General features: G+C 69.2%; 14 protein-coding genes and 2 pseudogenes. 11 read left to right on the plus strand and 5 right to left on the minus strand.

The features are described 5' to 3' along the window. Window positions 1-344: 344 nt before the first annotated feature. Window positions 345-2,579 (plus strand): annotated as a pseudogene (locus WME79_RS10410) (WD40 repeat domain-containing protein); the annotation flags it as partial. 303 nt (window positions 2,580-2,882) lie between these two features. Here the strand turns inward: WME79_RS10410 and WME79_RS10415 are convergent. Continuing rightward, window positions 2,883-3,206, minus strand: coding sequence for an H-type lectin domain-containing protein (locus tag WME79_RS10415; RefSeq protein ID WP_437534569.1), 324 nt, complete (start codon window positions 3,204-3,206; stop codon window positions 2,883-2,885). 511 nt (window positions 3,207-3,717) lie between these two features. On the opposite strand from WME79_RS10415, the gene WME79_RS10420 reads away from it, so the two are divergent. The 3 genes from WME79_RS10420 (at window position 3,718) to WME79_RS10430 (ending at window position 5,835) form a co-directional block, all read left to right on the plus strand. Then, window positions 3,718-3,945 (plus strand): addiction module protein, encoded by a 228-nt coding sequence (locus WME79_RS10420; protein ID WP_437534570.1) that lies wholly within the window; start codon window positions 3,718-3,720, stop codon window positions 3,943-3,945. An 81-nt stretch (window positions 3,946-4,026) separates the two neighbouring features. Further along, window positions 4,027-4,695 carry a WD40 repeat domain-containing protein gene (locus tag WME79_RS10425; RefSeq protein WP_437534571.1) on the plus strand — a complete coding sequence of 223 codons (669 nt, stop codon included), beginning with the start codon at window positions 4,027-4,029 and terminating at the stop codon, window positions 4,693-4,695. A gap of 234 nt (window positions 4,696-4,929) precedes the next feature. Then, window positions 4,930-5,835: a hypothetical protein gene (locus WME79_RS10430; protein ID WP_437534572.1), complete on the plus strand. Its 906-nt coding sequence runs from the start codon at window positions 4,930-4,932 to the stop codon at window positions 5,833-5,835. A 63-nt stretch (window positions 5,836-5,898) separates the two neighbouring features. On the opposite strand, the gene WME79_RS10435 is transcribed toward WME79_RS10430, so the two are convergent. Beyond that, window positions 5,899-6,966, minus strand: coding sequence for an IS630 family transposase (locus tag WME79_RS10435; RefSeq protein WP_437523247.1), 1,068 nt, complete (start codon window positions 6,964-6,966; stop codon window positions 5,899-5,901). Between the two features lie 428 nt (window positions 6,967-7,394). On the opposite strand from WME79_RS10435, the pseudogene WME79_RS10440 reads away from it, so the two are divergent. From WME79_RS10440 to WME79_RS10465, 6 genes and pseudogenes are all read left to right on the plus strand, one after another. Beyond that, window positions 7,395-7,505, plus strand: a pseudogene (locus WME79_RS10440) (pentapeptide repeat-containing protein); the annotation flags it as partial. Window positions 7,506-7,604: 99 nt separating this feature from the next. Beyond that, a complete protein-coding gene (locus WME79_RS10445) occupies window positions 7,605-9,542 on the plus strand; it encodes a toll/interleukin-1 receptor domain-containing protein (protein ID WP_437539814.1) in 1,938 nt (645 codons plus the stop codon). Between the two features lie 111 nt (window positions 9,543-9,653). After that, window positions 9,654-10,457, plus strand: a complete 804-nt coding sequence (locus WME79_RS10450) for a S1 family peptidase (protein WP_437534573.1) — start codon at window positions 9,654-9,656, stop codon at window positions 10,455-10,457. Between the two features lie 289 nt (window positions 10,458-10,746). Further along, window positions 10,747-12,336, plus strand: a complete 1,590-nt coding sequence (locus WME79_RS10455) for a hypothetical protein (protein ID WP_437534574.1) — start codon at window positions 10,747-10,749, stop codon at window positions 12,334-12,336. A 57-nt stretch (window positions 12,337-12,393) separates the two neighbouring features. Further along, on the plus strand, window positions 12,394-13,887 hold the full coding sequence (locus WME79_RS10460) for a hypothetical protein (RefSeq protein ID WP_437534575.1): 1,494 nt from the start codon (window positions 12,394-12,396) through the stop codon (window positions 13,885-13,887). 346 nt (window positions 13,888-14,233) lie between these two features. Further along, complete coding sequence (locus WME79_RS10465) at window positions 14,234-15,421, plus strand: PAS domain-containing protein (protein ID WP_437534576.1); 1,188 nt, start codon at window positions 14,234-14,236, stop codon at window positions 15,419-15,421. A gap of 13 nt (window positions 15,422-15,434) precedes the next feature. On the opposite strand, the gene WME79_RS10470 is transcribed toward WME79_RS10465, so the two are convergent. Then, complete coding sequence (locus tag WME79_RS10470) at window positions 15,435-16,172, minus strand: hypothetical protein (RefSeq protein WP_437534577.1); 738 nt, start codon at window positions 16,170-16,172, stop codon at window positions 15,435-15,437. Window positions 16,173-16,505: 333 nt separating this feature from the next. After that, on the minus strand, window positions 16,506-17,264 hold the full coding sequence (locus WME79_RS10475; protein ID WP_437534578.1) for an MBL fold metallo-hydrolase: 759 nt from the start codon (window positions 17,262-17,264) through the stop codon (window positions 16,506-16,508). Between the two features lie 90 nt (window positions 17,265-17,354). Between WME79_RS10475 and WME79_RS10480 the strand changes: the two genes are divergently transcribed. Then, window positions 17,355-18,248 carry a helix-turn-helix transcriptional regulator gene (locus WME79_RS10480; protein ID WP_437534579.1) on the plus strand — a complete coding sequence of 298 codons (894 nt, stop codon included), beginning with the start codon at window positions 17,355-17,357 and terminating at the stop codon, window positions 18,246-18,248. A 6-nt stretch (window positions 18,249-18,254) separates the two neighbouring features. On the opposite strand, the gene WME79_RS10485 is transcribed toward WME79_RS10480, so the two are convergent. Next, window positions 18,255-19,745 (minus strand): reverse transcriptase family protein, encoded by a 1,491-nt coding sequence (locus WME79_RS10485; protein WP_437534580.1) that lies wholly within the window; start codon window positions 19,743-19,745, stop codon window positions 18,255-18,257. Between the last annotated feature and the right edge of the window lie 176 nt (window positions 19,746-19,921).

Here is a 19,921-nt window from a genome sequence, read left to right on the forward strand (position 1 = left end):
CCCGGGAGCGTGTGTCGCGGCGGAGGCTGGTGGCGATTGCGGCTGTTGCTGCCGCGGTGGCCGTGGTGATGGTGGTGCTCGTCGCCTGGGCGCTGGAGCAGCGGGGCGCGGCACGGAATGCGGAGGCTGCAGCGCGAAGGGCGGAGGATGCGCAGCGAGAGGCGGCGGCCCAGGCGGCGCGAGCGCGAGCTTCCTCGCTGATGGCTGGCGCTCGTGAGCTGCTGGCGCGAAACCAGCCGGAGTCAGCGGTGCAGCTGCTGCTCGAGGTAAGGGACGCGGACGGAGTACGTGGCTGGACGGATCTGACACGTGATGTGCTGGCCTCGGCTCCTTCGATGCTCACGATGCGCGGCCATCGGGGCGACGTGTTGGTTGCCGACTTCAGCCCCGATGGGAGGCGCATCGTCACCGCCTCGAGCGACAAGACCGCGCGGGTGTGGAACGCGGATGGCAGCGGCATGCCCGTGGTGCTCCGGGGTCATGAAGGCTCGGTTGTGTTTGCGGCGTTCAGCGCCGATGAGCAGCGGGTGGTCACGGCCTCGCACGACAGGACGGCGCGGGTGTGGAACGCGGACGGCAGCGGTACGCCCGTCGTGCTCCGAGGCCATGAGGACGCGGTTGTGTTTGCAGCGTTCAGCGCTGATGGGCAGCGGGTGGTCACGGGCTCGCACGACAGGACAGCGCGGGTGTGGAGCGCGGACGGCAGCGGCACGCCCGTGGTGCTCCGGGGCCATGAGGGCGCGGTGAGCTCCGCAGCGTTCAGCGCCGATGGGCAGCGGGTGATCACGGCGTCGAACGACAAGACGGCGCGGTTGTGGAACGCGGATGGCAGCGGAAAGCCGGTGGTGCTCCGCGGTCACGAGGGCGCGGTGAGCTCTGCGGTGTTCAGCGCTGACGGGCAGCGGGTCGTCACGGCGTCGAACGACAAGACGGCGCGGTTGTGGAACATGGACGGCAGCGGAGCGCCGGTGGTGCTCCGGGGTCACGAGGACGAGGTGAGCTCCGCGGCGTTCAGCGCTGACGGGCAGCGGGTGGTCACGGCCTCAAACGACAAGACGGCCCGGGTGTGGAACGCGGGGAGTGCCCGGAATGGCCCTGTTCATGCCGACGAGTCCGAGCACGAGCAAACCGGTTGCGACCACGACCACGCGGAGGACGGAGGCGCGCCGGTCGTGCTTCGCGGGCATGAAGCAGGGGTTGGGTACGCGGCGTTCAGCGCTGATGGGCAGCGGGTGATCACGGCCTCGCACGACAAGACGGCGCGGTTGTGGAACGCGGACGGCAGCGGCACGCCGGTCGTGCTTCGCGGCCATGAGGCCGGGGTTGGATACGCGGCGTTCAGCGCCGATGGGCAGCGGGTGATCACGGCCTCACGCGACAGGACGGCGCGTGTGTGGAACGCGGACGGCAGCAGCATGCCTGTCGTGCTCCGGGGCCACGAGGCCCCTGTCTGGTCGGCGGCGTTCAGCATCGATGGGCAGCGGGTGGTCACGGCCTCGAACGACAAGATGGCGCGTGTGTGGAGCGCGGACGGCAGCAGCATGCCTGTCGTGCTCCGGGGCCACGAGGCCCCTGTCTGGTCGGCGGCGTTCAGCATCGATGGGCGGCGGGTGGTCACGGCCTCGCACGACAAGACGGCGCGGGTGTGGAACGCGGACGGCAGCGGCGCGCCCGTCGTGCTCCGAGGCCACGAGGCAGGGGTCGGTTTCGCGGCGTTCAGCCTCGATGGTCGGCGGGTGGTCACGGCCTCGAACGACAAGACGGCGCGCGTGTGGAACGCGGATGGCAGCGGGGCGCCGGTGGTGCTCCGGGGCCACGAGGACTGGGTCAGAGTTGCAGCGTTCAGCGCCGACGGGCAGCGGGTGATCACCGTCTCGCACGACAGGACGGCGCGGGTGTGGAATGCGGACGGCAGCGGTACGCCCGTCGTGCTCCGGGGCCACGAGGCGCCGGTCTGGTCTGCGGCCCTCAGCGCCGACGGGCAGCGGGTGGTGACGGCCTCGCACGACAGGACGGCGCGGGTGTGGAACGCGGACGGCAGCGGCGCGCCCGTCGTGCTCCGCGGCCATGAGAGCTCGCTGCTCTCCGCGGCGTTCAGCGTCGACGGGCAGCGGGTGGTGACGGCCTCGCACGACAAGACGGCCCGTGTGTGGAACGCGGACGGCAGCGGGGCGCCGGTGGTGCTCCGGGGCCACGAGGCAGGGGTCAGCTTCGCGGCGTTCAGCGCCGACGGGCAGCGGGTGGTGACGGCCTCGCACGACAGGACGGCGCGGGTGTGGAACGCGGACGGCAGCGGGACGCCTATCGTACTCCGGGGCCATGAGGGTTCGCTTCTCTCGGCGGCGTTCAGCGCCGACGGGCAGCGCGTGGTCACCGCTTCGGACAAGACGGCGCGGGTGTGGGCCATCTCTGCCCACGCGCTTCGGCAGGCCCTTCGCGCCGCCACCAGCGACTGCATTTCTCCTGAAATGCGCCGGACCTACCTCGACGAGAGCGACGAAGACGCCCGTCGGGGCTACGAGTCCTGCGAGCGCTCGTACGGCCGGGTCCCGTTCTACGCAGAAGTTGACCTGCCGTGAGCCGCAAAGGTGCCTGCTCGACATCGAACCTGAAAGCGCGGGCGAGGGGCGCAGCCGAACCGCGCGCCCGCGCCCCGGATGTCATCGACCGGTCGGCCGCCCGGCAGCGAATCGGGCAGCTGCGGGACACGCCGGTCGTAGAAGGACGCGGGGACGGGCCGGTCGGGGAGCACGCCTACGACGGGCGGCGCTCTAGCACGGAGCGCGCGGACGGCGGGATGTCATGTTCTACAGCGCGCTCGCGTCGGTGACAGCCCCTGGGAGAGCGAGCCATATCGTGCGGTCCGGAGGAGGGGCGTCGGCTCAGGTGCCGAGCGCGATCCAGTTGACGTCGACGCCGTGCACCTGGCTGCCGAACCAGGTGCTGAGCAGCACCGTGAAGCCGGCGCGATCGATGTGGCGCGCGCGCACGCGCACGCGCACCGCGTCGCTGCCTTCCACGTCCAGACCGGCGATGCCGATGTGCACGACCGGCGGGCTATTGAACTCGCGCTCGAACTCGACGCGTGCCGAGAACTCCCGATCGATGCCCTCGCTGGGCGGTCCAAGCAGGTTCCAGTGCGGCTGCGCCTTGCCAAAGTGGTTCGTGCCGGCGAGCATCTGCAGAGGGGTCACGGCGGTAGTCATGGCGGCGCATCGGAGTCGAGGCGCCGAGCCGGGTCAATCGCCTTTGCACGAGGCCCCCCCGAGCCGCTGGACGACACGCGACGGAAACTCGGGAGATCACCGGAGCGCCTCGTGAGCGCTCTCGGCGCGCCGCCAGGTCGTGCTTCGCGGTGGATGCTCGGCGAGCGATCAGCGCCCGCCCATGCTCGCGATCGGCCGAGGCCCATCCGGCTCGATGGCGTACAGTGGTCAACTTTGCCCAGAGAGAGTCCACATGAAGGCGGGAAGATCATTCATGGTCTCTTCCCGCCTTCCCGCCTTCATGTTCAAATTGGACCACTACCCAACGCGGGGCGTACGCGGGAGGGCTGGGACCCCTGCGCGGTGGAACGTGGAGCGCCCCCGAGGGGTCGAGGCCGGGGCGCGTCCCAGGTTGCGACGTGCGGCGTGTGCGCTCGCCACGCTGCGCGGGGGCTCAGCTCGGCCGCTCTGAACCTCCCGAAGCGTGGCCGGCGCTGCTACGCTGCGTTCCATGAGCAATCCGGCCGAGAAGCTCCTCGAGGAGGCGTTGAAGCTCCCCGAGAGCGAGCGGCGCCTCATCGCGCTCCGCCTGCTCGACAGCGTGGGAGAGGAGCCGCCCGAGGAGATCGAGCGCGCGTGGACCGAGGAGGCGCTGCGCCGGCTCGCGGATCTCCGCGCAGGACGCACCCAGCCGATCCCCTGGGAGGACGCCCGGAAGCGCATCTTCGCGCGGGGCTGATGTGGCTCGACGCCCCCTTCGCGCCCGAGGCCGAGCGCGAAGCCCACAAAGCCTTCCGCTGGTACCGGGAGCGGGACGAGCGTGCAGGCGCCGCCCGTCGTGCTCCGGGGCCACGAGAACACGGTTTGGTCCGCGGCGTTCAGCGCCGACGGGAGGCGGGCGGTCACCGCGTCGTGGGACAAGACGGCACGGGTGTGGAACGCGGACGGCAGCGGAGCGCCCGTCGTGCTCCGCGGCCATGAGAGCTCGCTGCTCTCCGCGGCGTTCAGCGTCGACGGGCAGCGGGTGGTGACGGCCTCGCACGACAAGACGGCCCGTGTGTGGAACGCGGACGGCAGCGGGGCGCCGGTGGTGCTCCGGGGCCACGAGGCAGGAGTCAGCTTCGCGGCGTTCAGCGCCGACGGGCAGCGGGTGGTGACGGCCTCGCACGACAGGACGGCGCGGGTGTGGAACGCGGACGGCAGCGGGACGCCTATCGTGCTCTGGGGCCATGAGGCTTCGCTTCTCTCGGCGGCGTTCAGCGCCGACGGGCAGCGCGTGGTCACCACTTCGGACAAGACGGCGCGGGTGTGGGCCATCTCTGCTGGCGCGCTTCGGCAGGCCCTTCGCGCTGCCACCAGCGACTGCATTTCTCCTGAAATGCGCCGAAGCTACCTCGGCGAGAGCGACGAAGACGCGCATCGGGGATACGAGTCCTGCGAGCGTTCGTACGGCCGCGTTCCGTTCTACGCCGAGGTCGACCTGCCGTGAGCCGCAAAGGCGCTTTCTCTGCACGAAAGCGAACCTGAAGGCGCGGGCCTGATCGATGAACTCGTGGAGCTCACCCGGCCTGCGGTCTGCTACCGTGCCGGTGTGCAGCGTTGCGGCAGTGACCTCACGGTAATGGGCTCGACGTGACGGTGCCCTGGAGCGGGCGTGATCTCCGCCGCGGATGAACTTCGGTGCTGCCCGCGGGAGCGGGCGAGGCCGAGCGTAGTAATCTCCATGGGCATGCAGCGATCCGGGGCGCCCAGCCCATGGTTGGAGATCGTGCTCGACCGCGCCGGACGCGAGGTGCAGGCCTCCGCTCGAGGCAGCCGAGGCGAGCAGACGACGGCCCGCTCGTTCGGCCCGGAGCTGGGGGCGGAGCACCTCGGCAGCTTCAGCGACGCGCTGCGCAAGGCAGCCGCGCGCGGGCGGCCGTTCGGGGCGCGCGTCGAGACGGCGCAGGCGATCTATCGCGCCGTCCTCTGCAACGGCATCGCGGACCTCCGGGTGCGCTTTGGCGAGGCCGCGGGTGGGCCGTTCCTTGTGCGCCTCGTGGTGCGCGATCCCGAGCTCCAAGAGGACCCCTGGGAGGCGCTCGCGGCGCCAGGCGAAGCGATGCGTTTTCAGGGGATCTCGCCGGAACTGCTGCCCGTGCGCGGCGTCACGACCACCGAGCCGTGGCAGCCCTGCGAGGTGCGCGGCGCGGTGCGCGTGCTTCCGATCGCACCCTCTGGCCGCGTCGGGCTCGCGCGGCTCAAGGAAGGGCGGACCCGTCCTAGTACAGCGTTCCCCAAGTTCGTCCCTGGATCGGCGCTGTGCCACCCGGCCGCGAGCCGGGCTGGCCGGGCGTTGAAACGGAGCGAGCTCGTCGCGGGACAACGCCGCGGAGCGAGTTACTCGATCGGCGCGAGCGTCCAGGGGAAGTCGGTCATCAACAGCTTGAGCAAGTCCTGCCACGGGCCGCGGAAGCCGGTCTTCTCCCACCTACCGGTGTGGGTTGCGATCTCGAGCGTCCAGAGGTGGACAGTGTCACGGCGGAGCCTGGCGTGGGCTATCGGGCCCGCTCCAGGACCCGACTCGATGATCACGAGCTGCCCGTACTTGCGGGCCCGCAGATGGGACATTCCCTCGGCTGCGAGGTAGGCGCGGACGGAGGCGGCGTGCTCCGGGGAGGCGGACGGCTTCGACATCGGACCGCACGGAAGCTCAGGCGGCGTAGGACGGCAAGGTCGCCCTCCACTGGCCGCGGAACTTCCAGCGAAAGGGCCGGGCTTCGTGCTTGTTCCAGTGGCGCACGAAGGCGAGCACGCAACGGCTCAACTCCTCGGCGGACGCGAAGGAGGCGTGCTTGAGCACCCGACGGCTCAGGATGCTGAACCACAGCTCGATCTGATTGACCCACGACGCATGGATGGGCGTGTAGACGAAGTGAAAGCGTCCGCCGTGCCGCGCGTTGAACTGATTCCACCTGGCGCCGTGGTGAATGTTGAGATTGTCCCAGATGATATAGACGTCGCCCGTGGGGTAGCGCTCCGCCACCTCGTCCATGAACGCGAGCAGATCGGCGGCGGTGCGTGTCGGTCCGCAGCGCGACACCACCTCGCCCGTCTTGATATTGAAGGCCCCGATCAGTGTGCGCGTGCCGTGGCGCTGGTACTCGAACTCCTTGCGCGCGGCTCTTCGGCTACGGCACGGCTGCATGGGGAACCGATGCTTCAGCGCCTGCATGCCCGTCTTCTCGTCGACGCAGAGCACGGTGGCGCCTGCGGGAGGCTCCAAATACAGCTTGCAGATCGCCTCGACCTTGGGGCGGAAATGCGGGTCCGGGCTGTGTAGCCACAGCCGGACGCGATGCGGTCGGAGGCTTGCTCCCCGCAGCACGCGCCAGATCTCGGTGCGGCTCAGTTCTACCTTGGTCTCGAGCTTCAGGGCCTTCGCCAGCCGCTCCAGAGTCCAGACCTGTTCGAACGGGACCTTGTGCTCATCGGGGCGACTGCAGGCCAACTTGATAAGGTCGTAGTGCACTGTGGTGGCCACGCGCGGCGGTCGGCCCCTGCGCATCCTGTCCTGCAGCACCGCCTCGTCAGCAAACGCCGCGATCCGGTTGCGCCACTTGCGCACCGTCTTGATGTCGCAGCCTACATCAAGCTGGATCCGCTCGTTGCTCCAGCCCTCGTCGGCCAAGAGCGCGATCCGGGCACGCTGCGCATCGCGCTGCGGGGTCTTGGGCGAGCGCGCCGCGTGCTGCAGCTTCTGGCGCAGCGACGCGGGCAACAGAACGGCTTTTGCGCGAGCTCGGGGCACTTACGCGCGTGGGACCTGCCCCGTGCTGATGGATTCAAAAGCGCAGGCGATCGTGGATGAACCGGCAAACCCGCCCCGTAGACCGGAATGCGTCGCGTGTAGGCTCGCCACGCTCGGGCTGCGAGCCATCGCGAGGGCCTGGCCTGGTGTACCGCAGATCCAGGTACGAACTTCGGGAACGCTGTACTAGGTTGAGGGCCGGGCGCAAGGGGCGGCCTGTCCTCGCTGGTGAGTAAGTCGCGGAGACGAACGTCACGATAGGCGCGACTTTGTAGGGACCGTTCTGACTGGATTCAGGATGACCTAGGGCAAGCGCGTACCGGTGCTGCCGACACTGCGCACCTGCGGTTCCACGATTCAAGAACCGAGCTCTCACGGAAACGTGTAGGCTGCATTTTATGACTGGAGCCGAGCTGAGGCAGCGCTATGGCCGTGGGGAGCGCGACTTTCGGAGCTCAGACCTGATAGGTGCAGATCTAAGGGGGCTCGATTTACGTGGTGCAGACTTCCGAGGGGCAAATTATCGCAAGGCTCGGCTGGGCCCTCGGCCGCATGCCGTCGTACTGCGCCATGGGGCACAGCTGATCGCAGCAGGGCTGAGCGGGTTCATGATGGCCTTTGCCGGGCTCGCTATCGGCTCCTTTTTGGACATCAGCACCTTTGAGCATATGCTCCCTGGTCTCTTTGTTGCGACACTCTTTGCTTTGGCACACGTTGTGCTTATTCGCCGCGGTCTTGGCGCTTTCGCTCTCGCGCTCGCCGTCGCTGTCGCTGTCGTTCTCGTTGGGCAGAGCTTCAGCGCATTCCTCGTTGTTCTGGCTTTGGCGTGCGTATTCTCTATTGCTGGCGTTATTACGGTGGCCGGTGACTTTTTTGGCGCTTTCGCTTTTGCTGTCGCTCTCGGTGTGCTTATTCTCATTGATGACGATGTTATTTCTCTCGGGGCTTATTTGTCATTCACGTCGATGTCTATTGCCGTGATCTGCGCGACGTTTCAGCTCGTCGTTGGCCTCTCGGTACGTCGCCGAGCATTGCGTGGTGCCACGCACCATGCTTGGGCCCGTCAGCTCGCAATCGACCTCGAATGCCTTGGAGGCACCCGCCTTGCTGGGGCAGACTTGCGGAACGCCGACTTCAAGGCCGCTTGCCTACGTGGGGCTGATCTTCGGGGGGCTCGACTTCGGCGCACACGGTTTCGCGGTGCGCGTGAGCTCGAGTGGGCGCGTTTCGATCCGGGCCACATGCGTCTCCTATCGGTGCAGCAACTCCTCGCCAAGGGCGATGCCGCCGGCCTGAGCCTTGGAGGGATGCGTCTACGTGGCACTTATTTGCGAGGCGCTCGTCTTACCCGTGCGCATGTGGAGGGGATCGATCTTTCCGACGCCGACCTCGGCGGTGCCGATCTGCGTGGCGCCATCCTTCGTGGAGCAGACCTCCGTGGCACTGTGTTGGTGCAGGCATCGCTCGAAGGCGCGGATCTGGCTGACGCGCGCATCGATGCTCTAACCTATCAGCGGAGCGACTTCACACCGGACCTGCTTGTCGACCTCTACAGACGAGGCATCGAGATCATCGCCTTGGAGACCTTCCCCAGGGCAGCGCAGGACCGGTTGGCCGGCGAGCGCGAGGGGCTGTTGTTGTGCTTCGACACGCGGCTGAGTGCCTTCGACAAAATGATTGTGGAAGGGATGATCGTAGGCGTACTCGGCCGGGATACTGATTGTTATGTGGCCGAGTACCGCGTACAAGGCGAGACCGCCATCGTGCGCCTGTGCGGTTCCTGTCGCGCTGATCTAGAGCGCGTCGCCGAGGCCCTCTATCTAAAGGTATGGCAGCAGGTGCAGACACATCAGGGGGCGCTCGTGCGCATGGCCGACGTGCTTCTGCCAGGAACTTTGAAGGGCGGCCTCGACGATCTGTTCGGCCGGCGGCTTGCGCGGATGGAGCTTCGCGATTCGCCAACGCCTCCGCCAGTCGCAAGTTCTGGCTCCTCTGTAGGTGCGCTGGTCGATGCCCCGGCCTCCGAGGCCCCGGGCCCTGCCCCGCTTCGCTGGGCATGGCAGCATCCGGCGCTGCCCGGGGCGGATAAGATTGAGACAGCGACCCCTCCGCGCCGACTCTTCGTATGCTATGCTCCCGCCGATCTGAAATATGCTAACGAACTCTGCATTAATCTGAGTGTTCTACACCGACAAGGGCTGATCGAAACCTTCCGCCCCGAAGATGTGCTGCCTGGCCATCCAATCGCCGATACCCTAACGGAGCGCCTGGATCATGCCGATATCGTCGTGTGCCTCGTCAGCGCCTCGTTCCTAGCACACGACGAGTGCGTTGAACAGATGGAGCGTGCGTTGAGGCGCAGCCGCGAGAGTGGAGCGCCGGTGGTGGTCCCGGTCCTTGCGCGGCCGTCGGATTGGCGAGAGTCTCAGCTCGGCGCACTCCAGCCGCTCCCCGAGAATGGTCAGTTCATAGCCAAATGGCCTAACGAAGACGATGCGTGGCTGAGTGTGACGAGCGGGCTTCGCCGTCTGTTGCTCAGCTTGTGACTTCGAGTCAAATGTGGACTGTAGTGGTCTAAGAGTGGCACGGTGGAGCCCCGTCGTGGCACCAGGCCTACGGGATACCTGACGTTCGGCAGCTGCCGAAGGGATCACCACATGAATCCTCGTTCCTTCTCGATCGCCCTCTCTCTCCTCATGGCCGCGGCGTGCCAGCGCTCCGAACCCACCCCGAGCGATCCGCCGTCGGCTCAACCCGCCCCTCGGCCGGCGCCCCCGTCTCCCCCGGCCGAGCCGTGGGCGTCCCGGCCGCCACGAGAATGGCCTCAGCTCGTCTTGACGAATCGCGCCGAGTTTCAGGGCAGCAGCCCTCTCCAAGGCGCGAGCGCCTTCCTCATCAAGACCCAGGACGGGCGCACGCTGGCCGCGACCGCCAAGCACCTCATCGGCGAGAACGGCGGCGTGGAACCCGAGGTCTCGGTGGCCGCGTTCGACGGCGCCATCCGATCCTGGCGCCTGTTCCCGCGCACGCTCCCGGACCAGCTCGCCGAGGCAGGCAAGGTCGCCGCCGACGGCCTCGACAACCCGAGGCTCGACTGGCTGATCCTGACCCTCAAGGACAGGGGGAAGCCCCTCCCCGCAACGCCGATGCGGCTGCGTCAGAGGCCGGTCGAGGTCGGCGAGGACGTCTATCTCGTCGGTTGTCCCTACGACGAGGCGGCGTGCAAGCAGAACGTCTATGCCGGCAAGGTCACCGCGCGGAACGGACATCGCTTCCGCTACGACATCGACCCGCCGGTCGACGTCCGCGGCTTCAGCGGCGCGCCGGTCGTCGACCGGGCCGGGCACGTGGCCGGCGTGATGACCGTCTGGTTCGAGCCGAGGATGCAGGGAGAGAAATTCCTGGAAGCCGGGGGCGAGGACGCCGCCTCGATCTACCGGGGCGTCGAGCGGCAGCGCTGAAGAGCGCGCCATCCACGACGACGCCCACGCAACGGCCACCCGCGAGCGCGCATCCCGTTCGGAACCCCACCCCCATACGTCGCGCCGATCCCATGGAAAATTGATACGGCTCATCGGAATGCCACCGGCGCATCCAGCGCGCATTGCCTTTTCGCTCACGATTTTCTCACGCCTGCTGCCGGCCATTCGACTCGGGTCTTGCGGTAGGCTGCGCACCCATGCCGAGGCCGAAGCCCCGAACCACGAGAATCACGAGGAAACCCGAGCTCCGTCCGATCGATCGAGCGACATGTCGCGTGCCACGGCCCATCCGGAAGGTGCCATGACCCCGGTGCAGAACAGGTATTGCGAACGTCTGGGCATCGCCGTTCCACGGGTCGACGACGTCGCAGCGCAGGGGACGGCGAAGCTGTTCCACCTCATGATCGTCACCCTCCTCGAGCGCGGTGCCCCCATGACCCTCGACGAAATCGCGGAGCGCCTCGAATCGGCGGGCGTGGTCGCGGAGACCGGCGATCTCGCCTATTCGCTCAGGAAGGCGTGGCACGGCATGGCGCCGGTGTACCGCGATGCGACGGGCCAATTCGGCCTCGATCTCGACGCCTTTGCGCTCCGCATGATCGTGCGGGCTACCGGCCTGATCGAGAAACGCGCGGCGCCGCCGCCCCCCGCGCCAACACCTCCTGCGCCCGGCGACGACGTCCCGCTGTCCGCCGAGGAGCTCGACGCGGCATTCCGCGATCGCTTCATGACGAGCCTCTCCTGGGTCCGGCAGGCCGCGGCCGTGCTCGACGCACGGCAGACGGCGATGACGGCGGAGGAGATCGAGGCCTTCCTCGCGGCGATCACGAGACACCGAACGCCGCTCCGCGAAACCAACGGGCCAGAGAAGAGCGACCTATTCCTCCTCGGTGACGGCGGACGGCTCACGCTCGACCCGCTCGCGCCCGGCCTCACCGCGATGCGGCGGGCGATCCGCAAGCTGTCGCAGCCGGAGCTCATCCGGCGGGCGGAGCGCGCGGCGTCCGCGGATCGAATCGCGGTCCGGCGGGCGGAGCTCGACGCGGAGGCACGACGCGACGCCGAGATCGCGCGAACGGCCCGCCGTGCCATCGTTCGCGTGGTGCCTTTCGCGGAGGAACCGCAGGCCGCGGCGGTGCTCGACGTCGGCCAGCGATCGATCCGGGTCTTCATCGGCCGCGACATCGCAGAGCTCGCCGGCGTGCTCGATCGGTTCGACGTGATCGCCGGCCTCCACATCCGAGACACGCTGCGCGCGCTCGGGCTCGACGCCGACCGGCGCCGCGTCGTGGACCTCAGGCCGCCGAAGAAGTCGAGACGGCTGAACCGAGCGGGCCGCACGCTGGAGATCACGCCGGAGCTCCTCATCGCCGGCACCACCGGAATCAGCCGCCCGCTCGGCGATCTCGAGAAGGTGGCGGGTTACCTGGTCGAAGGAGACCATTCGAAGCTCGCGCGCCGGCTCGAGAGCGACGTCAAGGCGCTGTACGCATTCTACCATTACGGTGTCATCCAAGGTTTCGTCCGGCTCCGCTGGGGCTTCATCGACGAGGGGTTGACCACCGAGTGGGCGCTGCCCGGCGACGTGAGCCTCTACCAGCAGCTGAAGAGCGCCAGCGAGACGGGCACGCCCATCGACCTGGTGATCGGCGCGGCGCCTGGCTGGGCCGAGCCCTGGTCGCGAGCGCAGCGCGTCCGCATCCTCGAACTCCGCGTCAACGATGTGCTCGTCGCCGAGGGGGAAGGGCGAGCGCCTTTCGCGATCGCACGGCACGAGATCCAGGCCGTTCGCCCGGCCCCCGAGCACACCGAGCAGAGCGCGACACAGGATAGAGCGTGGCGCGAAGAGAGAGGTTGAATCACACCCCCACCGCGCATTGACCTACCCACATGCCCCTGGCACCCTGCGGATGCCATGAGCGCTGCCCTCCCCAGCACCCTGGAGCTCCTGCTCGCGGACGCCACCGAGCTCCGCCCCACCCTCGCGGCGGGCCTGCCCGAGGTCGCGGCGGGCATTGCGCCGCGGCCGGAGAAGACGTCTCGTCGTGTGGACGCGCTCACGCGCGAGATGCCCGACGCAGATCCCAACGATCTCGCCCTCCAGCGCTGGTCGGTGATCGCGCCCAAAGGCGCGCTGGGCGACGAGGCGCTCGAGGCGATCGCGCCGCTCCTCCGGCTCCGGGAGGCGGAGCAAGGCGCGCCGGTGACACCCTACCGCGTCGAGCCCGGAATGGGCATGGCGGAAGCTTTCCGCTGGAAGACCGACGTGCTGCGCGACGAATCCATTCCGGAAGAGGAGAGGCCCCGGTATCTGCTCCTCCTCGGGGATCTCGACGGCGTCTCCGCCGAGCTCCAGCACGTCCTCGCGAACGGCGCGTTCGTCGGCCGTCTCCACATTGCGGGCGCCGACGGCAAGCCGGATCCCAGCGGCTATGCCGCGTACGCAGACAAGGTGGTGCGCTGGGCCAAGGAGCCTTCTGGCCACGACCGGCCCGACGCGCTGTTCTTCGTCGCGGGCGACGGCACCGCCGCTACCCAGCTCGGCCGCAGCCTGCTCATCGAGCCTTGCGTCACGATGGCGCAGAGGCAAGGTAGGCGACCCTTCCCGGCCGCGAACGTCATCGACATCCCCGGCGCCGACAGCGCTGACGATCTCGTCCGCGCGGGGAGCACGCCGAGGCCTTCCGTGCTCCTGTCCGTGAGCCACGGGCTCGGCCGGCCCCGCGGCGGGTGGACCTCCGTCGATCAGCAGCGCGCGCTCCAGGGGGCGCTTCTCGTGGGCGCACATGGCAGCTCCGCGCCGCTGCTCACGGCGGACATGCTGCAACACGCCCCCTTCCTCCCAGGCGGCCTGTGGTTCTGCCTCGCCTGCTTCGGAGCCGGGACGCCGAAGGAGAGCGCGTTCTATCCCTGGCTCTCGCTCCTCACGCGCGAGGGCGCCTACAGCGGCCAGGTCCAGCGGGTGCTGGCGAGCTTGCCTCAGGGCGGCGAGCGTCCGTTTCTCGCCGCGCTGCCGCAGGCCGCGCTACGGAATCCAGACGGGCCGCTCTCGGTGATAGCCCATCTGGATCTGGCCTGGACCTTCGGCTTCGTCGATCCCAGCAGGATGACCCAGAGCCGCGCCTCCCGGATCTTCAGCAGCATCCAGGCCATGGCCCGGGGCAGCCGCGCCGGCGTGGCGCTCGACGCGCTGATGCGCTCCTACCGCGAGGTCAACGATGAGCTGCTCGCCGGCTACCACGCCGAGGAGGACGCGCGCGTGTGGAACCGGCCTTCCCCGGTCGATCCCATGCAGCGCGGCAGCGCGTTCATGCTGCGCAACGATCTGCGGGGTTATGTGCTTCTCGGCGATCCCGCGGCGCGGCTGCCCCTGAAGGGGAGCCACGCCCCGCACACGGCAGCGCCGTAGTCGGCAATCGCGAGCCCGACCCGCGTGTCGCTCTCCTGGCTCGCGCAGGTGCGAGCACGCCCACGTCCACGCCCCGCCCGCGACGTACTCTCCAGCCGTCGAAGGGAACGCCGTGGACGGGCAGAGTCCTGCGCCGTCATGGCCTATCGCTCTACATCGCGCTACAGGCCCAGTCCGTCCAGCGCTGCTCGCCCGTCCGTCACTCACGGAACATCCGATGTGAGGGACGGTGACTTTCGTCGCGGGCACCGGCGCGCGCCGTAGACAAGGCGCAGGAGCACAGGCATCTTCAACGATCGCGGCATGGTGCGTCTGCTGCGCCGCACGGGCCGCCGGGGAGGTATGGATGCACGCAGACTTGGACGCATTTCCTGAACCGCTCGCGGTGCTCGACGCGAGCCTCCAGTTGCGGGAGGCCAACCTGGCCTGGCGCAACGCGTTCGGAGAGGCGGCGCTCCTTGCGCCCGAGGCGGCGGAGGCCGCTCGCGCGCTGCTCGGCGGGGCCCAGAGCCGGGCGGAGATCGACGCCACAGCGAGCAACGGGGCGAGCCCGCAGCGCTGGACGCTCCTGCGGTGCTCGAAATCCGAGGGAGAGCCGCTCGTCTTCGTCCACGCTCATGCGGCCGACGACGCCGCGCAGCGCCGCCGCGAGGAGGCGCTCGCCGAGGAGCTGGAGCTCCTGCGCAACTTCATCGACCTCGCGCCCAACCTCATGTTCATCAAGGACCGGCGCAGCCGCTACGTCATGGCGAACAGCGCCCTCGCGAGCTGCTACGGGATGACGCCGGCGCAGGTCGTCCACGCGTCCCAGCACGAGCTCACCGCGAGCGCGGATGAGGCCTCTGGCTTCACCAGCGTCGACCGGCAGGTCATCGACACGAGACAGCCCGTTGTCATCGAGGAGAAGGAGACGCGGCCGAACGGCGACGTGCACTGGTACGAGACGGTCAAGAAGCCCCTCGTCCGCAGGAGCGGCGAGGTGCAGGTCGCCTGCTTCTGCGTGGATGTCACCGAGCGTCAGCGGGCGCAGGACGCGCTCCAGAGCTCGGCGCGCGAGCTCGAGGCCATGGCCGCGGCGGCCCGGCGCGAGGCGGACGAGAAGTCGGCGCTCGCGGCGGAGCTCGACCGGAGGCTCGCTGTCATCCAGGCGCAGCACCGGCAGATCCTGGCGCTCTCGGCGCCGATCCTGGAGGTCGCGGATGGCGTCGTCGGCGTGCCGCTCATTGGCGCCATGGATGAGGAGCGGACGGCCACGCTCACCGAGCGCCTGCTCAACATCATCGCGACGCGGCAGGTGCGCAGCGTCGTGCTCGACCTCTCGGCGCTCGAGACGATCGACACGCGCACCGCCGACCGGCTGGTAGGTATCGTCCGCGCGATAGGCCTGCTCGGCGCGCGCGCGGCGATCACGGGGATCCAGCCAGCGGTCGCGCACACGATGACCTCGCTGGGCATCGATCTTTCGAGCATGGTCACGATGCGCACCCCGAAGGACGCGATCCGCCTCTTCTCGGCGACCGGTCCAGCCCGCTAGTCCGGCGGGCGCGTCACATCGGCTCTTGAAGGTCCTTGTAGCTCGGCAGCGCGCCGAAGTTGAACCCGATGCCGAAGTTGTAGACGAGCCCCGGCCCCTCGAGGCTCTTCATCATCGTGAGCTCCGGGTGGATCGCGAAGTTGTCGGAGGTCCGGAACTGGAACCCGAGGCTGCCGCGGAGGAGGAGGCCATCCGCGGTCGAAGCGGCCTCGCCGTCGTCCACGATATTGCCGGAGGCGAGGCCGTAGGTGACGCCAGGGGTCACCACGATCGAGAACCAGTCCGTGGGGTTCACGCCGAGCATCACCGGCGCATGAAGGTAGACGATGTGTACCGACGCCTCGTCGGACGCAAGGTAGAAGTACTGCACCCCCGGATCGACGGCGAGATCAAAGACGCCTCGGACCGGGTTCACCTTGAGATCGACGCCGAACGAGCTGAGGTTATGGACGTGGGCGCCGATGTCGAGGATGTCCGTCAAACCCGTCCGGAGCTGATACGAGGGCAGCGTCGGCACGAACCCGCTGGTCGTCGTCGTCCTCGCCTCCGACTCGCCGGTATCCGGATTCGCCACGAGCTCGGTGGTCTCGCCGATGTAGCCGAAGCTCTCGAGCGACACCGAATGTGCGACCTTGCCGGGCGCCACGGTCCGCGGGGTTCCGTAGGAGTTCGGGTTGGGGCAGCCCGAGAGCAGGGCGCCGAAGAGCAGGACGGCCGGAAGCGCAAGGAGACGAGCAGATGGCTTTCGCATAGCCGACCATCCTATTCATTCCACACTTGCGATGTCCAGGCACCTCGCGGAGAAAGCAGCATTGCAGCGGCATGGCTTCACGCGGGGTTCGCGTGGTTCACGAAAGCGGGATGCCGCCCGCTCGACGCTGACGGGGAGTGTCCTCGTGCAGCGAGGGAGCGCTGTTGTCTCCTTGTGCAACGGCCGTGATCGGTCGATTCACCACTCCCTTGTTGGGATCGGGCCATGGAGCGTATACGCCAGCGGCCCCCTGCTCCTTCCTTCGCCCAGCGTCGAGGCAAGGCTCGCGCTTGACGCGAGCGTCCCGAAACAGAATCGGGCATGGGGCGTCGCTCACCGCAGCTGGGGCATCCGCTGCAGGTGGGGCACGCCGGCAAGGGATCCGGCCAACACGCGGGCGTGCCGCCGCACCTCGTCGGCGCCGAGCGGTCCTCCGTGGCCCAGGTGGAACGTCTGTATCCCCTCGTCGACCAGCCGCGTGAGCTCGACGCCGACGGCGCGCGGATCCAGCTCGAAGGGGGGCCGGATAGCGTGGCCGATCCGCGCGAGCCCGCCCAGCATCAGCCCGGAGGCGACCAGATCTCCGACCAGCGCCTCGCGCGACTCGAGGACGACCGAGAGTGAGCCCTGGGTGTGCCCGGGGGTGTGGCGCACGCGACCCGCGACCCCGTAGGGAGCCAGGTCGAGCGGCTCGTTGCCGGACAGCACGATGTCGGGCGCGACGGGGGCGTAGGGCTCGTGCACGAGAGGGGTCCGGACGAAGAAGCGACCGAACCAACCCGTCGGACAGAACGTCATCGGGGCACGTCCGGTGAGGTGCTCGACCTCGGCCTCGTGGGCGATGACCAGCGCTCCAGAGCGCTCGCGCAGCTCGGCGGCGCTCCCCGCATGGTCGACGTGGGCATGAGTGACCACGATCGCCTTCAAGTCGGACCAGCCGCGGCCCGCGCGCGCCAGCGCCTCGCCCACCCTGGGCGCCGCGTCCGTCACGCCGGCATCGACAAGCACGCAACCCGTGGCGCCGACGAGCAGGTGGGCGTTGAGCATGCGAAAGGGTAGAATGGGCACGCGAATGATCTGGGCGGCAGACATGATGTTCCTCCGGGGTCGAACGGCTGGCCTCAAGGTGGTGTGTCGGGGCGGCGCTCGCCTGGCCCGATTCGACGCGGCGGATGGTCCACGATGGAACTGATCCACGTGGCGACGCCTCCGGAGTCGATCCTCGAGCGCGCGGTGCGGGTCGGCCCGGGCGAGCTGCTCTGGCTCGGCGCCGAGCCCTTCGAGGTCCGCTGCGAGCCCAGACAGGCCATGGGGCTGCTCAAGATCGTCGCCGTGGCCGAGGGGGAGGGGGTGATCGCGCAGGGGGGGCGTCAGGCAATCCTGCGCGAAGGGACGTTCGCGTGGTTTCAGTCGGACACCCCCTTCGAGCTGACGATGAGCCGGGGCCGGCGGCTGCTGCTGCGGCTGCCGCTCTCGGCGGTGCAGCAGCGGCACCCAGGGGTCGACCTCCGGACGGCCGTCACTCGCGGCGAAGGGCACGCGGGTGAGCGGGTCGTGGCGGGGCTTTTGCGCCAGATCCTGTGCGAGAGCTCCTCGCTGTCGGAGCGCGATTGCGTGGCGGCTGTCGGCGTGGTGCTCGAGGCGATCGGGATGTGCGGCCGCGCGCCCGAGCTTCCGCTGGCGAGGGTCGAGCGGGCGCTGGCCGATATCGAGCGTCGCCTCGGCGATCCGACGCTCCAGCCGGCGGATATCGCGCGGGCGCAGGGGGTGAGCCGCCGTTACCTCGACGGCGTGATGGCAGAGCAGCTGGGCTGCTCGCTGGCCGCGCACATCCGGCGGCGCCGCCTCGAACGGGCGGCGAGCGAGCTCTCGATCCGCCCGATCGAGGCCGTGTCCGAGGTCGCCGCGCGCTGGGGCTTCCGCGACACGAGCCACTTCACGCGCCTGTTCCGGGGCCACTTCGCCACGACGCCCGCGGCCTACCGGCGCGCGGCGCTTGACGGCACACGCGGAGGCGGTGGCGGGCGCACGGCCGACGCCGCGTTGCCGGCCCAGGGCTCGTCGGCCGCGGAGTAGCCCGCCCTACGTGAGCACGGGGCGGGCGTCGTGGGGGCCCGCCTCGCCGGCAGGCGCAGGCTGATTCCGCTCCAGCGCCTCGATGCGCCCGAGGAACGCGCGGCCTTTGACCGGATCTGTCATGTAGACGAACGCCGCGAGCCCCTTGAGCTGCGCGAGCGTCTCGCCCTTTCCATGCCTCCCCAGCTCCCGGTTGCGGATCGCCGCGCGCAGCTCGCGCACCCGCTCGCGCGGGACGCGCGCCGCCGGCGCTCCCTCGCTGGCCTGGTTGACGACGAGGCCTGTCACCTTCTGCCGGCTGCCCTTGCGCATCACGACGGTCTTGCTCGGATGCAGCCGGAAGCCCTCCGAGCTCAGGATCTCTCGGAGCCCGCGGAGCAGCGCGCCCACCGGCGCGCGCGGCCGCGCAGCGCCGGCGAGGACGGGCGTTTCGGGCACGCGGAACGAGAACGTGAGATCGTCAGCGTACCGCGTGTAACGAAACCCCAGCTTGCGCGCGAGGCCGGACGCGCGCCGATCGAGCCGCAGGCAGATCGCGTTCGTGATCGCCGGGGAGGTGGGCGCGCCCTGCGGGAGCACGCGCGGGCCCGTGGCCACGTAGAGCGTCTGCCCTCGGAACTGCACGACATCCCGCGGCGCCTCCGTCGAGAGGAGCGCCACCAGCGTCGCGGGACCCTCGGCCACGCCCGCCTTGCGGAGCAGGCCCCGCACGCGGCGCCACGTGATCGTCGGGAAGAAGTCCTTGATATCCACCTTGACGATCGTGTCGGCGCCGGCGTGCGCGGCGGCGTTCGTGACGATGGATCGGCTCGCCAGGAAGCCGTGCGCCGCGGCGTGGACCGGCAGCTTCTCGAACAGGTTGCGGAGCGCCCAGCGCTGCGCGCGCTTCAGCTCCCGCTTCGGCGACGAGATGGTGCGCGCGCTGCCGTCGCGCTTCGGGATGTGCCACCGCCGGTAATGGGTGCCCGTGTCGACCTCGCGGTGATACGCGAGCCAGCGGAGCCGCGGGATCGACAGCCCCAGCGCGGTCGCGAGCTCGGCCGCGCCCGGCAGGTCGGGGAGGCCGTGCGCCCGCGCGCGCTCGCTCAGCCCAGGCACATCGAGCCTGTCCGGCCCGACGCGATCGCTCCAGTGCACGCCCGCGCCAAGGTGGTTGACGTGCGTGGCGACGTAGGCCTCCCAGGCCAGGCGGCGCAGCGAGCGGCGCTCCCTGGCCTCGACCTTCTTGCGCTCCTTCCACTGCGCGCGCTCCCGGTCGGACATCGCCTTGGGATCGCCGGTCGCGAGGGCGCCCTTCGACGTGAGCTCCGCGCTCACCCACGCGTCGATCCCGCCCGCTTCGTCGATCGCCTTCCAGCGGGCGACGCGCTCCTCGTGGGCGAGCCGGCGCGCTTCTACGCCGCCGCGGGCCGCCGCGCCGCCAGGTGCAGGTGGCGTCGTGATGGGGAGAACGACGGGGGCTCGGGCTGGAACGGTCGCGTCGATCTTCGCGGTCATGTCTCGGTGGGAGCGTGGTGGTGAGTCACGATGGGAGCGATCGGTCCTTGAGGACGCCGGACCGTCGATCGCTGTCATGTCGCCAAGAGAGGCTCCAAGCGCATCACCTTCATCGCTTGGTGCACGGTAGCCTCACCGGTTCTCTTCGGCTAGACGAGCCCTACGGCGTCGGGAGA

The sequence above is a fragment of the Sorangium sp. So ce726 genome, from assembly GCF_051521405.1.
GTDB lineage: Bacteria > Myxococcota_A > Polyangia > Polyangiales > Polyangiaceae > Sorangium.

Bases quoted from the DNA above. Each gene is read 5' to 3' on its own strand.
- WME79_RS10415 (WP_437534569.1), bottom strand. From the start codon at position 3,206: ATGACTACCGCCGTGACCCCTCTGCAGATGCTCGCCGGCACGAACCAC.
- WME79_RS10420 (WP_437534570.1), top strand. From the start codon at position 3,718: ATGAGCAATCCGGCCGAGAAGCTCCTCGAGGAGGCGTTGAAGCTCCCC.
- WME79_RS10430 (WP_437534572.1), top strand. From the start codon at position 4,930: ATGGGCATGCAGCGATCCGGGGCGCCCAGCCCATGGTTGGAGATCGTG.
- WME79_RS10445 (WP_437539814.1), top strand. From the start codon at position 7,605: ATGATGGCCTTTGCCGGGCTCGCTATCGGCTCCTTTTTGGACATCAGC.
- WME79_RS10450 (WP_437534573.1), top strand. From the start codon at position 9,654: ATGAATCCTCGTTCCTTCTCGATCGCCCTCTCTCTCCTCATGGCCGCG.
- WME79_RS10455 (WP_437534574.1), top strand. From the start codon at position 10,747: ATGTCGCGTGCCACGGCCCATCCGGAAGGTGCCATGACCCCGGTGCAG.
- WME79_RS10460 (WP_437534575.1), top strand. From the start codon at position 12,394: ATGAGCGCTGCCCTCCCCAGCACCCTGGAGCTCCTGCTCGCGGACGCC.
- WME79_RS10465 (WP_437534576.1), top strand. From the start codon at position 14,234: ATGCACGCAGACTTGGACGCATTTCCTGAACCGCTCGCGGTGCTCGAC.
- WME79_RS10470 (WP_437534577.1), bottom strand. From the start codon at position 16,172: ATGCGAAAGCCATCTGCTCGTCTCCTTGCGCTTCCGGCCGTCCTGCTC.
- WME79_RS10475 (WP_437534578.1), bottom strand. From the start codon at position 17,264: ATGTCTGCCGCCCAGATCATTCGCGTGCCCATTCTACCCTTTCGCATG.
- WME79_RS10480 (WP_437534579.1), top strand. From the start codon at position 17,355: ATGGAACTGATCCACGTGGCGACGCCTCCGGAGTCGATCCTCGAGCGC.
- WME79_RS10485 (WP_437534580.1), bottom strand. From the start codon at position 19,745: ATGACCGCGAAGATCGACGCGACCGTTCCAGCCCGAGCCCCCGTCGTT.